General features: G+C 68.8%; 12 protein-coding genes and 3 pseudogenes. 8 read left to right on the top strand and 7 right to left on the bottom strand.

Going from position 1 to position 14,804, the window contains the following annotated elements:
* Positions 1–69: 69 nt before the first annotated feature.
* Positions 70–1,545, top strand: coding sequence for an aldehyde dehydrogenase family protein (locus ACYQ8Q_RS44005; protein WP_460072954.1), 1,476 nt, complete (start codon positions 70–72; stop codon positions 1,543–1,545).
* 958 nt (positions 1,546–2,503) lie between these two features.
* Positions 2,504–3,410, top strand: a pseudogene (locus ACYQ8Q_RS44000) (ATP-binding SpoIIE family protein phosphatase); the annotation flags it as partial.
* Here the strand turns inward: ACYQ8Q_RS44000 and ACYQ8Q_RS43995 are convergent.
* From ACYQ8Q_RS43995 to ACYQ8Q_RS43980, 4 genes are all read right to left on the bottom strand, one after another.
* On the bottom strand, positions 3,407–3,781 hold the full coding sequence (locus ACYQ8Q_RS43995) for a nuclear transport factor 2 family protein (RefSeq protein WP_460072952.1): 375 nt from the start codon (positions 3,779–3,781) through the stop codon (positions 3,407–3,409). The pseudogene ACYQ8Q_RS44000 and the gene ACYQ8Q_RS43995 overlap by 4 nt on opposite strands.
* 87 nt (positions 3,782–3,868) lie before the next feature.
* Complete coding sequence (locus ACYQ8Q_RS43990) at positions 3,869–4,222, bottom strand: DoxX family protein (RefSeq protein ID WP_460072950.1); 354 nt, start codon at positions 4,220–4,222, stop codon at positions 3,869–3,871.
* A gap of 51 nt (positions 4,223–4,273) precedes the next feature.
* Positions 4,274–4,921: an LUD domain-containing protein gene (locus ACYQ8Q_RS43985; protein WP_460072948.1), complete on the bottom strand. Its 648-nt coding sequence runs from the start codon at positions 4,919–4,921 to the stop codon at positions 4,274–4,276.
* A 22-nt stretch (positions 4,922–4,943) separates the two neighbouring features.
* On the bottom strand, positions 4,944–6,068 hold the full coding sequence (locus ACYQ8Q_RS43980) for an oxygenase MpaB family protein (RefSeq protein WP_460072946.1): 1,125 nt from the start codon (positions 6,066–6,068) through the stop codon (positions 4,944–4,946).
* Positions 6,069–6,231: 163 nt separating this feature from the next.
* Here ACYQ8Q_RS43980 and ACYQ8Q_RS43975 point away from each other — a divergent pair, with 163 nt between their 5' ends.
* From ACYQ8Q_RS43975 to ACYQ8Q_RS43955, 5 genes and pseudogenes are all read left to right on the top strand, one after another.
* The gene (locus tag ACYQ8Q_RS43975) at positions 6,232–6,900 is read left to right on the top strand and encodes a TetR/AcrR family transcriptional regulator (RefSeq protein ID WP_460072944.1); all 669 of its coding nucleotides are present in this window, start codon (positions 6,232–6,234) and stop codon (positions 6,898–6,900) included.
* 104 nt (positions 6,901–7,004) lie between these two features.
* Positions 7,005–7,862, top strand: a complete 858-nt coding sequence (locus ACYQ8Q_RS43970) for an SDR family NAD(P)-dependent oxidoreductase (protein ID WP_460072943.1) — start codon at positions 7,005–7,007, stop codon at positions 7,860–7,862.
* 57 nt (positions 7,863–7,919) lie between these two features.
* On the top strand, positions 7,920–8,852 hold the full coding sequence (locus ACYQ8Q_RS43965; RefSeq protein WP_460072941.1) for an ester cyclase: 933 nt from the start codon (positions 7,920–7,922) through the stop codon (positions 8,850–8,852).
* 130 nt (positions 8,853–8,982) lie between these two features.
* Positions 8,983–10,461, top strand: a pseudogene (locus tag ACYQ8Q_RS43960) (MDR family MFS transporter); the annotation flags it as partial.
* Between the two features lie 75 nt (positions 10,462–10,536).
* A pseudogene (locus tag ACYQ8Q_RS43955) lies at positions 10,537–10,709 on the top strand (IS5/IS1182 family transposase); the annotation flags it as partial.
* Positions 10,710–10,846: 137 nt separating this feature from the next.
* Here the strand turns inward: ACYQ8Q_RS43955 and ACYQ8Q_RS43950 are convergent.
* The 3 genes from ACYQ8Q_RS43950 to ACYQ8Q_RS43940 form a co-directional block, all read right to left on the bottom strand.
* A complete protein-coding gene (locus ACYQ8Q_RS43950; protein ID WP_460072939.1) occupies positions 10,847–11,611 on the bottom strand; it encodes a maleylpyruvate isomerase family mycothiol-dependent enzyme in 765 nt (254 codons plus the stop codon).
* Between the two features lie 62 nt (positions 11,612–11,673).
* Complete coding sequence (locus ACYQ8Q_RS43945) at positions 11,674–12,504, bottom strand: IS5 family transposase (RefSeq protein WP_460073753.1); 831 nt, start codon at positions 12,502–12,504, stop codon at positions 11,674–11,676.
* Between the two features lie 162 nt (positions 12,505–12,666).
* Positions 12,667–13,323, bottom strand: a complete 657-nt coding sequence (locus ACYQ8Q_RS43940; protein ID WP_460072937.1) for a TetR/AcrR family transcriptional regulator — start codon at positions 13,321–13,323, stop codon at positions 12,667–12,669.
* Between the two features lie 263 nt (positions 13,324–13,586).
* Here ACYQ8Q_RS43940 and ACYQ8Q_RS43935 point away from each other — a divergent pair, with 263 nt between their 5' ends.
* Positions 13,587–14,789, top strand: a complete 1,203-nt coding sequence (locus ACYQ8Q_RS43935) for an oxygenase MpaB family protein (protein WP_460072934.1) — start codon at positions 13,587–13,589, stop codon at positions 14,787–14,789.
* The last annotated feature ends 15 nt before the right edge of the window (positions 14,790–14,804 follow it).

Here is a 14,804-nt window from a genome sequence, read left to right as displayed (position 1 = left end):
TGACCACCGTTCCAACCTTTGACCATTTCACAGACACAAAGATCAACTGATTGAACGAGGAGGGCGGCCATGCCAGTTCCCCAGGATGTGGACGTGCGGTTGGAGATCGCCGGCGAACTCGTCGACGCCGAGTCGGGTGAGGTGTTCGAGCGTGTGAACCCCTACACCGGCAAGGTCGTGACCCGTGTCTCCGCCGGGGGTGTCAAGGACGCGCGGCGCGCCGCGGACGCCGCGGCTGCCGCCCTTCCCGGCTGGGCGGCGACGACCCCGGCCCATCGGCGTGAAGTGCTGCTGCGTGCCGCCGATCTGCTGGCGGCACGGGCCGGTGAGCTGGCGGAGGCGATGGCCGACGAGATGGGTGCGACGCCGTTCCTCGCGGCGTTCAACAGCCAGCTCGGGGTCGGCATGCTCCGTGAGGCGGCCTCGATGACGACTCTGGCGACCGGTCAGACCATTCCCACGAACAACCCCGGGCAGATGTCCATGACCATCCGCAAGCCGGTGGGCGTCTGTCTGGCCATCGCTCCGTGGAACGCTCCGGTGCTCCTCGGGGCGCGGTCCATCGCCTACCCACTGGCGTTCGGCAACACCGTGGTGTTCAAGGCGTCCGAGCAGTCCCCGCGTACGCACGCCCTGCTGACGGCGGTGTTCCGGGAAGCCGGGCTCCCCGAAGGCGTTCTCAACGTGGTGCACCACAAGTCCGAGGACGGCGCGGACGTCACCAACGCGCTCATCGAGCACCCGGCCGTCCGCCATGTCAACTTCACGGGTTCGTCGCGCGTGGGCCGCCAGATCGGAGAGGCCGCGGCCCGCAACTTCAAGCGTGCCCTCCTCGAACTCGGCGGCAAGGCCCCGCTCATCGTCCTGGACGACGCCGATCTCGACGACGCCGCACGTGCCACGGCTCTGGGGGCGTTCATAGCCCAGGGGCAGGCGTGTATGTCCACGGAGCGCGTCGTGATCGTGGACAGTGTCGCCGACGCGTTCCTCGAGAAGCTGACGCGTCACGCGAAAGCCATGAAGGCCGGTGACCCGAAGAGCCCGGAGAACCTGCTGAGCTGCCTCGTGAACGAGCAGTCGGCGGTCCGGGTCGAGAAACTGGTGGACGACGCGGTGGCGGCCGGCGCGGTACTGGTGACAGGCGGCGGCCGTGACGGCGCGGTGATCCCCGCGACCGTACTGGACCGGGTAACCCCCGGCATGGACATCTACTACGAGGAGACCTTCGGCCCCGTCACCGTGATCATCCGCGTCGCGGACGAGGACGAGGCCGTCACCGTGGCGAACGACACCGAGTACGGGCTGTCGTCGGCGGTCTTCAGCAACGACATCTCACGCGCTCTGCGGGTGGCAGCGCGCCTCGAGGTCGGCATGTGCCACGTCAACGGGCCCACCACCCAGGACGAGGCGCAGGCACCGTTCGGTGGAGTGAAGGCCAGCGGGTGGGGGCGCTTCGGGGGCACGGCCGTCATCGAGGAGTTCACGACCCTGCAGTGGATCACGATCGACGAGGTGCCCGGCCACTACCCGCCCTTCCTCACCTGACGACGGCGGCCCCCTCGGGCGAGGTCGCCCGCCCGGATACGCCGTCACTGTCACAGCCGGCGCGCAGCACCGCTGCAGACGTACCTCACGGCTCCCGGTCGAGCGGATGTCCGGGCGGCGGGAAGGTGGTGTTGGCGGCGTGCGAAGACGTCCGGTGTGTGCTGCCAGGCTCCGCGGGCGTCGATCGCGTCGAACTGCAAGGGCTGCGTGACGCATGCGGTCACTTGCGGGTCGAAGCCCAGCAGCGTCAGCCACTTCGACTCCAGCACGCTTTCGTAGTCGGCGAAGTCACAGCACTTCGCCACCCAGTTGGTCCCGGTGGCTGGGGATGGCCCGCGCCATCCTGCCGTTCTCGAAGGGCGCGTCCGCGGCTTCCTCCAGCCGCACCGGACGCTCGTCCCGCATCTCCTCCCCATGGGCTTCTGGCCGAGCGTCCCACAGGCACCTGCGCCGCCACCCCCGCCGCGAAAACCTCCGGCACCGGGAGCCGCGCCAACGGCCGGGCCGCAATGTACCCATCTTCGATCGCCGTCCGTACCAGTGGTGCCAGCCGCCGAGCCAACTCCTGCACGCCAGTCGCGGCCGGAAGGGGGGACCATGGTGGGAAACGCCGCTGCGGCCCCGGCCGACGCGGGGCCCCACCCAAGCCCCGGCATGCCCCACGCTCGGCACGCCTTTCCACAAGGGCCCGGCCGCACCAGTCAGGCACGCCCGGCGGCACGCGGTGTCCAGCCATAGCCGCTGCGTGGCGACCGTTCGCTCATCTGCCTGTCTCGCGCGATCCACCGTGTCGGCACGACCCGAGGCCGGTCCCCAGCCCATCGCAGTACCCAACCGGCCCGGCAACCTGAGCGCGTTCCCGGAGTCCTCGCCGCTGGCGGCGGCTCTGACCGAGGGACGCTCAGCCCGTTACGAGACGGACGAGCCGAGCATCCGCGCGCGGGAGACTCCTCTGGCCGAGTCCTTCGACGACGACGATCTGCTGCTGGCGGAGGACATCACGGCTCGGGCCGCTGTCTGTGTCGACGACGCGCGCCGTTACACCCGTGAGAGGAGACCTCCCGCCCTTGGGTTCGGAGGCCGGCGTCGGTGGCGACTGGTTCGACGTGATCTCCCTGTAGGGCGCCCGGGTCGCGTTGGTCGTCGGGGACGTCGTGGGCCACGGTCTCCACGCCTCGGCGACCATGGGCCGGATGCGTACGGCGGTGCGTACCCTCGCCGACGTCGATCCGCCGCCCGACGAACTGCTCACCCATCTGGACGATCTCGTGCTGCGCCTAGACCGCGCCCAGGAGCGGGGACTGGAGGCCCGTTCGCAGCCCGCCGGCGACATCGGTGCCACCTGTTTGTACGCGGTCTACGATCCCGTCGTACGTCGATGCACGGTCGCCCGAGCCGGTCATCCCCCACCTGTCCTGGTCCATCCGGACGACGTCGCTCTGCTCATCGCACGGACCCGCGCCCTGGACAGCTCCCATGTCGCCACCTGGGATCTGCGCTGCGATACGGCCGTCGTGGCCACCGCTCGCCAACAGGCCGTGGAGCGGCTGGTGGAGTGGGATTTGGAGGAGTACGCCTTCGTCACGGAGCTCGTGGTCAGCGAGCTGGTCACCAACGCCATCCGGTACGGCGAGGAACCCATCCGGCTCCGCCTCATCCGCGATCGTGCCCTGATCTGCGAGGTCACGGACGCGGGCAACACGTCACCTCATCTTCGGCGCGCCCGTACGTTCGACGAGGGCGGCCGCGGACTCCTTCTGGTGGCCCAGCTCACCGACCACTGGGGCACTCGCCACACCACACGCGGCAAGACGGTCTGGGCCGAGCAGACCCTGTCCCGCGCCTCCGGGCCGGAGTCCCTCTAGGAGACCCGCCGGGGCCCTCGCGCGCTGTCCATGTACACACGAAGGTCCACGACCTCGTCCCCCCGCCAGCGGAAGACGCTCACCACCGGAGCGGCGGCGGTCACCTCGCTCCCGTACCGGTAGGTGACGGTCGCCTCGGCGATCACGACACCGGGTTCGGGCTCCCACAGGCCGCGGATGTCATGCCGGATGGAGAGAAGGCCGCCGGTCCGCATCGCCTCGACGGCTTTCCTGATCTCCTCCCGCCCCACGATGACCGCCGCTCCGCGGCTCATGCGGACGTCTGCGCCGAGTCCTTCGACAAAGGCGTCGGGATCCAGCGCCACCGCCGACTCGGCATAGTGCCGGCGCACCCATTCCAGATGGTCCATCGCTCCTCCGCGGGTGGAAAGGAGTGGCCGCCTGCCTTGCCGACGGCCACTCGAACTGCGGTACGTCTCCCCGGCGTACCGGCCTCGTCAGGCAGTCGCCGCCCGAAGAACGACGTACACCACGGCGATCAGGCCGAACACCGTGGCCGGGGCGATCGCCCTGCCCGGATCCTTGGCACGGACATGCGCGCCCACGGCGCCGACCATCAGCAGGGCCAGGCCGATGCCGGCCGCCACGCCCAGCCAGGCCGACCACAGGCCGACGACGACGCCCAGGGCGCCCAGGACCTCGAGGGCCCCGATGGCGCGGTTGACGCCGTGCGGGACACGAAGGTGGTTCGCCTGCGCAAGGGCTTTGGCCTGACCTGCGACCTTGGGTACACCTGCGGCCAGGAAGGCCAGGGCCAGCAGGGTGGCGACTATCACGACGATGATGAACATGACTGAACTCCGGGAAAGTGCTGGGGAGAGGTACTGAGACGCGGGAGGGGGTCAGAATCCGATGGGTTCGCGTACGAGGACGACCGTGCCGCGACCGGGCATGACTTCCCTGCTGGTGATCAGGATCTTGGCGACCGTGCTGCGCTGGCCATAGGCCTGCTGAGCCCTCGCGTCCTCCTTGGGGTACGAGTAGCTCTCGATCCGGCGCAGAGCCGTCTCCAGATCGGGGACGATCTTCTGTGCCCCCACGACCCAGACGGCGCTCGCGGCACCTGAGGCGTAGGGGGCGAGCTGGCTGCCGCTGGCGGACGCGGTGACGAGGCGGCCGTCCTCGGTGACGGCGTGCACGCTGCCCACGACGACGTCGGGCGCCGATCGTGTCCGGCGGACCTCGTCGTAGCGCGCGCGGAGGTCCCAGTCCGCCTGGCCGGCCCGGACGCTGAGGAACCGTCCTGATCCATCGATGTCCTCGGTGATGCCGGAGAGGCGCAGTGTCTCGCTGGTCGAGGTGAAGACAGTCCTGTCGGTCGGCAGGATCTCGTTCACGAGACGACGCGCGTCCGCGGCCGTTTCCACGATCCGTACGGTGAAGCCGTTCGCGCTCAACGCGTCGGCGGCCCGGTCGACGCTCGCCGCCGACACCGGGATGCCGAACGAGTCGTCCACGGGCAGCAGTTGGCTGGTGATGCTCTCATTCATGGGGGGGTCCTTGTCCTGCGGCTCAGGCGGCCACGTTCTGTTCGTACACGGTGGCGCCCTCGGTGAGGCTCACGAGGAAGCGCCTGACCTCGATGTTCTCCTTCAGGGCCTGCTGCCAGGCGTCGGCGGACAGCCGCTGCCAGCGTCGGCTCTGCCGGTTGCCCTGCGCGAACAGGTCGACGAGCGGACCGAGTTCGGACCGACCCACGCCCAGCCGGTCACACAGCTCATCCCCCAGGATGCGGCGGGCGAAAGCCGCCACGAGGTCCGCGGTCAGGGGCAGCGGCGTCTTGAACGTCATCTGCGACAGCATCGCGGTCAGCACCTCGATCGTCGCCGAGGTGAGCGCGACGGAGTTCTCGTCCGGCTCGCCGCTGATCGCGTCGATCGCGGCATACCACTCCCCGGCCTGCTGGTGGTCGTTGATGCTCCGGTAGAGGGCGGGGTCGACACCGAGGAGATGGGCCACGTACTGCCAGTAGCCGTAGAGGCCGGCCAGCTCCTCGTCGGTGAAGGTGATGCCCAGCGTCTGCAGTGCCCGGAGCGGGCTGTACGTGAAGTCGAGCCAGGTGCGCACCAGGTCGACCTGGTTGATGGGCGTGCCGAGGGCCTCGGTGTCGTAGCCGTGCTTCGTCTGGGTCGCCCGCACGCGGGCGTGCATCAGCCGCACCTGCACGGTGTCCAGGTAGCCGGGGCCGCCCGGGAGCAGTCCGCCGGGCAGGGCGACGCCGTTGAGCCACTTGCCCGTCTCCTGGAGCCTGCGCTGGGTGATGGTGACCAGGCGTCCTGTGCCCGCGAGCACGCCGGCGATGCGGGGAGTGCTGTACTCGGGCAGCAGCGAGCCGAGCGCCAGCGCGATCTGCGTCCACTGCGGCTCGACGGACAGGTACCCGGTCTCGCCCTCGGCCAGTTTCCCGGCATCCACCCAGTCGGGGACCGCCTCGACTTCCCGCAACAGGTCGGCGATCGCCGGTGGCGCGTCTTCCAACGACGCGAGCCCGTTCCGCAGACCCTCGTTGAAGAGGTGTCGAGCGGCTGCGCCCAGGGTGTCCATCTCCGCGATGACGGCGTCGGCCACCGGGTCTCCGACGTGCAGCGACCGTTCGATGAGAGCCATGCGTTCGTCCGCCGTGGCTTGGGTTGTCATGCCTGACCTCCAAGGAGGTGTGGGAATCCTTGACCGGGCGTGCGCTACACGGGTGAGGTCACCGAGCACCGCCGATCACTTAATCACCTAAGTTACTGTGATTTAGCGAAAGGTCAAGTCGCCGCCCGCCGAACCGGGCTGAAATCTAACGTTCGCTAGACTCATGACCATGAAGCCCGGTGCGAGCAACACTTCGGACATGGACATGCCAATCGACGAATGGCGCACGTTCGCGCCGCTCGACCTGCACCCCATCCTGGCGGCGGCACTCGAGCAGTTCCGCGAGCACGGGTACCACGGCACCACGGTCCGGGACGTCGCCCGCCGTGCCGAAGTCAGCCTTCCGATGATCTACTACCGCTTCGACAACAAGCAGGGGCTACTCGTGGCGCTTTTGGAAAGCGCCATGAGCGAGGTGCTCCAGCGAGCCCGCCTGGCCGACGCGGAAGCCGAGGGGCGAGTCCTGGAACGGTTCGCCAACGTCGTCGAGTGCATCGTGCTCCACATGACGCATCGGGCGTCCACGGCCGGCCTCGACTCCGAACTGCGCTACCTGGAGCCCGCCAACCGCAAGAAGTACGCCGCCCTGCGCAAGGAACTGGAAGAACTCCTTCTCCAGATCGTCGAGGAGGGCGTGACCCAGGGCCTCTTCGAGGTGGATCGCGCACCGGACACCAGCCGGGCGCTCCTCGGCATGTGCCAGGCCGTGACCGGTTGGTACCACGTCGAGGGGCCGCTCACCCCGGAGGAGATCGCCGATCGCTACGTGGCCATCTCGCTGCGCACGGTGGGAGCGCGCGTCCGTCCGGCACCTCAAGGCAACCGGCACTGATCATCACCCCTGCGATCCACTTGACAACCCTGCATTTCACATATGATTGTGTGATTGAGCGTTTTTAGAAAAGTACCGGTTTGTCACCTCCGAGGAGGATATTCATGACCGGCAACCCCCCAACCGTCGTCGTCACCGGAGCTTCCGAAGGCCTGGGCAGGGCCACCGCGATCCTGCTGGCAGAGCAGGGCTATCACGTCTTCGGGACCACACTCGGCGAGGCCGAGTCCGAAGACCTCTCCACGGCCACCGGCGGCAAAGTCACCCCGGTCATCATGGACATCACCGATGACGCCCAGGTCGAGGCGATGGCGCGCGTCGTCGAGGAGCAGGTCGGCGATCAGGGTCTGTTCGCTCTGATCAGCAACGCGGGCATCCTCGTCCCCGGTCCGATGGAGATCGTCTCCATGGAGGGGATCCGCCGGCAGTTCGACGTGAACGTCTTCGGGCATGTGGCCAGCATCAAGGCGCTGCTGCCGGCCCTGCGCCGCGGCCGCGGTCGCATCGTCGAAATCGGCTCACTCACCGGCCATGTCGCTCTGCCTTACAAGGGCATCCTGGCCGGCTCCAAGTTCGCCATGGAGGGCCTGATGGACCTGCTGCGCCGCGAACTCCTGCCCTGGTCCATCCCGATCACCATCGTCCGCGCCGGAAAGATGCGTACGAACGCGCTGCCCAAGGCCGCCCGGAACCAGCAGGCCCTCATCGACAGCCTCACGGCCGAGCAGGAGGCCCTCTACGGCGAGTCACTGCGGCGCTTCGCCAAGGCCGACCTCGAAGCGGCCGATGGCGGCGTCGACCCGAAGGACGTGGCCGCCCAGATCGCCGACCTGCTGACCGACCCGAACCCGCCCACGCGGGTGCTCACCGACCCCGCGGACCAGAAGATCCTCGACCTCGTCGATTCCCTGTCCGACCAGGAAGCCGATCAGAAGATCGCCCACATGATGGGCGTCCTCTGACCGACCGCGCCACGGGGGGCTCGAAGAACGCGACTCGGCAAGAAAGGCCGCACCACCATGAGTCTCATCCCCGCCACCAGCCTCGACGGCTTCCACCTCACCTGGGAGAACCAACAGGCCGACCTCCTCGTCCGTGAGTACTTCAAGGCTCTCAACGAAGGCACCGACGACGACATCGACCGCGTGCTCGCCCCGACCTACGAGAGCCATCGGCGTACCGGAACCACTGGCCGCAACGGCGAGAAGAACCGGCTGATCGCTCTGCGCGCCGCCTTCCCGGACCTGGCCTACGAGATCCACGAGAACGTCGGAGTGGTGGTGGAGGGCGACCTGCTCGCCCTGCGCACCTACGTCTCCGGCACCCACGAGGGGCCGTATGCCGGGCACGAACCCACCGGCAAGAGCTTCCGCATCGGCAACCACCACTTCTTCCGTCATCGGGCCGGCCGCCTGGTCGAGCACTGGGAGGTCGAGGACGGCTACCGCATCCTTGCCGAGTGCGGACTGATCCCCCCGAGCATCCCACTCTTCGAGGAGAAGCCCGGCTCGCCCTTCGGCGTTGGCGTGAACCGTCAGACCACCAGGCCCGAGTGGCACAAGTCCCAGGTGCGCGCCATGTACGAGGGGGTCGTGGCCACCGGCAACGCCGAGGACGCCTACGGCCTGGCCGACGCCTACATCCAGAACACCGGCCGCGCCCCCGACGGCGCCTCCCACTTCAACGAGGAGTTCGTCGGCTTCCGCAAGGTGTTCCAGAAGGGCCGGGCGTACCAGGTACAGATCGTGGCCGAGCGGGACCGGGTCATCACCCGCAGCCGCTGGGACGGCTACCACCTGGGCGATCTGGGCCCCCTTCCGGCAACCGGACGGGCCGTCGACTTCACCACTGCCGACACCTTCCGCTTCGAGGACGGCGTGATCGTCGAGCACTGGGACACCACGGACTTCCTCGCGATGCTCGACTCCCTCGGGGTCATGAACAGCCACTGATCATCTGTGGGTCCGGGTCGCCGTGCGCCTCCGCCGCGGCGACCCGGCCCGCACCCCCACGACCTTGAGAGCGCACATGAGCACCGTCGACGAACCACACGCCCCGCAGTCCGTGTCCGCCGGGCCGGCCATGACGCAGCGTCAGATCATGCAGGCCCTGTCAGGACTTCTGCTTGGCATGTTCGTGGCAATTTTGTCCTCAACGATCGTCTCCAACGCCCTCCCGCACATCGTCTCGGACCTCGGCGGAACCCAGTCCTCCTACACCTGGGTCGTCACCTCGACCCTGCTTGCGATGACGGCCTCCACTCCGTTGTGGGGCAAGCTCGCCGACCTCTACGACAAGAAGCTTCTGATCCAGACGGCTCTGCTGATCTTCGTGACCGGGTCCGTCCTCGCCGGGTTCTCCCACGGCACAGGGCTCCTCATCGCCATGCGCGCCATCCAGGGCATCGGCACCGGCGGCATGGTCGCGCTCTCCCAGATCGTCCTCGCCTCGATGATCCCGCCGCGCGAGAGGGGTCGCTACAACGGCTACCTCGGCGCGGTGTTCGCCGTGGCCACGGTTGCCGGTCCGCTCATCGGCGGCGTCGTCACCGACACGTCCTGGCTCGGCTGGCGCTGGTGCTTCTACGTGGGTGTGCCGTTCGCCGTGCTCGCCCTGGCCGTGTTGCAGCGGACCCTGCGCCTGCCCGTGGGTGCGGGCGGCAGGAAGGTGGACTGGCCGGGTGCCGCTCTCGTCACCGCCACGGTGAGCCTGCTGCTGGTGTGGGTCACCTTGGCCGGGGACTCGTTCGCCTGGAACTCGTGGCAGACCTACACCATGACCGGCGGATCCGTCGTCCTGGCAGGCCTGTTCGTCCTGAACGAGAGGAAGGCCGCCGATCCGGTGATCCCGCTCCGGCTCTTCCGCGACCGCACCATCGCTCTGGCCAGCTCCGTATCGCTCCTTGTCGGAGCCGCCATGTTCGCCGCCACCGTCTACCTCAGCCAGTACTTCCAGCTCGCCCGCGGCAACTCCGCGACCAGGGCCGGACTCATGACCATCCCGATGATCGCCGGCCTCTTCCTGGCCTCCACCGTGTCCGGCCGTCTCATCACCCGTACCGGACGCTGGAAGGCATGGCTGGTGTCGGGCGGTGTCCTGCTGGTCGCCGGCCTGGCCTTGCTGGCCCGCCTCCGGTACGACACCCCGTACACCCACGTCGCGGCCGCCATGGCGCTCACCGGCCTCGGCCTCGGCATGAGCATGCAGAACCTGGTGCTCGCGGCACAGAACCGGACCGACGGCACCGACCTCGGCGCCACGAGCTCTCTGGTGGCGTTCAGTCGCTCGCTCGGCGGCACGGTCGGCGTCTCGGCTCTCGGCGCGCTCCTCGCGAGCCGTGTGACGCGCTATCTCTCCGACGGGCTTGCCAGGATCGGCGCACCGGCCGGGGCGTCGGACCCCCAAGGCGCCGTTCCGGACGTGTCCACACTCGGCGAGCCGTTGCGCACCGTGGTCAAGAGTGCCTACGGCGACGGCATCGCGGACCTCTTCCTGTTCACAGCCCCCGCCGCGCTGCTCGGCCTCGTACTGACGTTGTTCATCCGGGAGACGGCGCTCAAGGACCACACCCCCGAACCTGAACACCCCAAGCGCGCTCATGGAGTTCCTGACGCTCGGTGATCACCCGGAGGGCTCGTGCCTGCGGTCCCAGCATGCCTTTCGGAACCCCTGTGGGACCACTTCGCCGCTCTGCTGCGGTGCGGACCGGATACGCCGAGAGCCATCCGCTGGGTTGCCACCGGCGACGGGTTCCAGACCGGACCGTCTTCGAGTACATCGTGCTCGCGCTGGTCCACGGCTCCGGCTATGCGTCGTGGACTTGCACCTCTACCTCGCCGCCACTCTCGTCAGGCTCCGCATGCTCATCCGACGCTCGACGAGCCGCTACCGCTGGGACGGCCGCCCCACCACCCGACGCCTCAAGTGATCCATCTGCCGGTCGGCCTCAGCCCCAGTCCTGCAGCTGCTGGAGCAGGTCGGCGTCGCCCTCGATCCGCAGCAAGCCGGCCGGGATGCGCATGTACATGAGCAGGGCCATCTCGCTTGCCGTGCCGTAGATGGCGGCGGTGGGCTTGCTCTCGGCGGCCTCCGCCGCGGTGAGGCGGGTGAAGCGGGAACCGGCGGCGTCCACTGTCTGGCGCCAGGAGCCGGCCTCGGCTGCGTGGTAGTCCATGGTGGCGGGCTCGCCCGGCCACGGGACGGTGCCGGTGCAGACGGTGGCGAGGAACTCCTCGATGGCGTCGACCGCCTCGGTCGTCGGCAGCTCCTGCGGGGTACCGGAGGCCAGCCGGGCGTCGTAGGTGTGGATCAGCGATTCCGGGACGCGGCGGCGGGCCACGGCGGCCACCGTGTGCGGCGAGGCCAGCGGCTCCCACCAGGCCCAGCAGCCCCGGTCCGGGCCGGCCTCGCGCAGAGCAGTGAGCAGCTGCTCCGTCGAGTCGGCCAGCCAGGTGATGAGGGCCTCGCGCTCCCTGGGCGCCGCCAGGCCGTCCTTGCTCGGCCGCTCGTCGCCCGGCGCGGTGTTCAGCACGATGTAGGCCCAGAAGCGGTCCCCCTCACTGAGGTGGTTCGCCAGGTCGTACAGCGTCCAGCCCGGGCAGGACGGGACGTCGGCATCGAGGCTGGGGGACTCGGCGACGGCGGCGCGGAACGCGGCGGAACGCTCGTCAATCATCCGCAGCAGGGTGGGGAAGTAGAGATGATCAGTCACGCGGACCTTGTATCACCCGGACCGGGACTCTCGCACTCGATTAGGACCGACCGGCAGATGGATCACTTGAGGCGCCGGGTGGTGGGGCGGCCGTCCCAGCGGTAGCGGCTCGTCGAGCGTCGGATGAGCATGCGGAGCGTGACGAGAGTCGCGGCGAGGTGGAGGTCGAACTCGACGACCGCACCGTTCCTCTCGGTGCAGCGCCGGAGCTTGCCGTAGCCGTTCATCCACGAGTGCGTCCGTTCCACGGTCCACCGCTTACCGGCCTGGACCGGAGCGGGTACACCCTTGCGGGCGATCTCACCGGTGAAACCCAACTCCCGGAGCAGAGTACGGGACTTGTTGTTGTCGTAGCCCCGGTCGAGGTTGACGTTCACATCCTCGGGCAAGGATTCCACCTGTCCGATGGCCGCCTCGAGGGTCGGGCCGAGGAGAGGCGAGTCGTGGCGGTTGGCCCCTGCGGCGACCAGGCCGATCGGGACGCCGCACGCGTCGGAGGCGAGCGCGCGCTTCAGTCCCTGCTTCCCGCGGTCGACCGGGGACCGGCCTGCGCACTCGCCGCCGCACGGGGCCTTGGTGATGCAGCCGTCGACGGATATCTCGGACAGCTCCAGGCCGATCATGCGGTCGTACGCCTGGAGCGCGATGGCGTGGACGGCCTCGGAAATGCCTTGCGCGGCCCACTCTTTGAGCCGTCGGCGGATGGTGCGGTCGGAGCATCCGGGACTGGACAGGCGCTCGTAACCCGAGCCGTGGACCAGCGCGAGCACCACGTGTTCGAACACGGTCCGGTCGGGGATTCTGCGGCGGTGGCAGCCGAGCGGGTGCCCCGCGGCGAACTCCGGCCGTGTGGGTAGAAGTGCGGCGAACTGGTCCCAGAGGGGTTCGAGCAGACCTCGCCGACACCTCTTGCCGGTCGCTCTAAGCTTGTCATGCCGCGTGGCCACGGCTCGGAACTGCCAGGGGCCGGCCTAGGGGCGTCCGCGGTGCCTGTGGTGGGCCCGTTGGACGTCGGGCTGCGGGGGGGGGTGCTCGGGAACGGCCTAACGCCGGACTCAGTCTTTCCGGCCCAGGAGGCCGTCGACCACCAGGTCGGCCAGGACCTGGGCCCTGTCCACGCGCTCCTCCGCCGTCATCGGCTCGGACCGATGGCCCAGACGGCGGGCGAGAGGGTCACTGACCAGGCCCGAGATGGGACCGATGATGGCGAAGAACAGGACGTCCTCCGGCACTCGGGTCATACGGCCGGACGCCGTCAAGCTGTCGACCTTGGGCCTGAGGGCCGTCAGCGCCGGCTCGATGTAGCGCTGGTAGAGATAGTCCAGCCGTTCCGTGTCCCGCGAGGACTCGTCCGCCATCAACCGGGCCAGGTTCGGTTCGTCGATGCTGGTCCGATAGAAGTCCGTGATGAACTGCCGCATCACCTCTTCGTCGCCGGCACCGGAATCCATCGGCGCCACGTGCTTCAGCTGCGCGCCGAGCGCGGCGTCCACCACCGCCCGCCAGAAGGCCGCCTTGGATCCGTACCTGTCGTTGATGAACGTGTGGCTGACTCCGAGGCGACGGGCGAGCTCACGAGCGGACGCACGGTCGTAGCCCAGCTCCGCGAACGCTTCCAGGCCTCGGAGCAGAATGTCCCCCTCCTCCGGTAGCGCGGCGGTGTCGCCACTGGGGCGCCCCGGGCGTCGAGTGGTGCTCGGCTTGGCTGCCACGTGTCCGCTCCCTCCTGGTACGGCCGACCGGCCGCCGGGGGACACGACAGTCGACCATCTCGGTGATCCCGGGGATCGTACCTGTTCAGAAGACATAAGGACCGTACTCGGGCCGCGACGCCCGGGCAGTGATCGCCGGGTTGACATGGGTCACCGCACCATTAAACTGACAGCTGTCGGATTTAACGCCGCCCGCCCTCGGTCGACCTCGTCGAGGCCGGCGACTCGCGGCGAAACCCCCACATTCGAGGAGCTGATGAAGCATGTCGAAGAGCAATGCCGGCGCTGTCCCGGAGCGGGTGGTCAATCTCGACGAGGCCCGGGTCCGCCACGGCGCGAAAGCCGAAAACATGGCCGTGATGGCCATGATGGGGGACCCCCTGGCGGACGCCGTGATCGCCGAGCTCGACGGACTGGGGAAGGAGGGACGCCGCATCCTCAACTCGGGGCTCCAGGTGGGTCTCTCGCAGCTGAGCGAGGAGCCGCCCAAGGGCATCAAGGCCTTCCTCGAGCAGGTGGAGGCCGTGCCGGCCTGGGTCGATCCGGCCATGCTCGACCAGGGTGAGGTGGTGACGCACTCCGTGCCTCCGATGTGGTTCGAGATCGCCATGATCACGAGTGCGCTGACGCACACGTACTCCTCCCCGGCGATCGCACGGCTGCTGGTACAGACCGGACAGCTGACGAAGACGGCCCCGCGCCGCCTGATCGAAACCGGCCTGTGGACGATGTCCGCCTCCCAGCCCGGCGGGCTGCACCGAGGGGCACCGGGCTACATCGCCACCGCCCAGGTCCGCCTGCTGCACGCCAGGGTGCGCGCGACGGCTCTCCAACACGGCTGGGACCAAGCTGTCTGGGGGATGCCCATCGGTCAGGTCGACGTGGCCCGCACCTGGCTCGACTTCACTCTCACCCCCTCGCGCGCCTTCTCGGCCGTCGGCATCGACTTCACCCTCGAGGAGCAGCAACAGCGCTACGCGTACTGGTCCTACCTCGCCTACCTGCTCGGCCTGGACCCGTTCTTCTACGCCGACGTCAAGGACGACGAGGACGGCGCCCGCCTGCTGGACCTCCTGGACTCGACGACGGCGCCGCCCGACGACAACGCACGGGCCCTGACGGCCGCGATGATCGAGGCGCAGTCCGAGAGCCTCACCGTCCGGCCGGACGCGCTGATGGACAAGGAGCACTACCGCGACCTCATCCATGCTCTGCTGCGGCGTACGTTCGGCGACGAGCACGCCGATCATCTGGGACTCCCCGGGTCGGCCGTAGCGCATCTGTTGCCCGTCATCAGTTTGATGAACGGCCAGATGAGGCGCTGGCAGACGTTCACCCCGGAGGCGACCGCCGCCGCGCTGGCGGAGAACGCGAGCGGTGCCCCGACGCCCGAGCTGATGGAGTTCCTCGTGCCGGGCGGCACGGCCTACGCGCGCAACGTCACCGAGTCCGCCCCGGCCGCCTGACCCGGCCCACGGCGT

The organism is Streptomyces sp. YKOK-I1, assembly GCF_054660435.1.
Note: the sequence above shows the minus strand (reverse complement) of the source record. Positions and strands in the feature narration are given on the sequence as shown.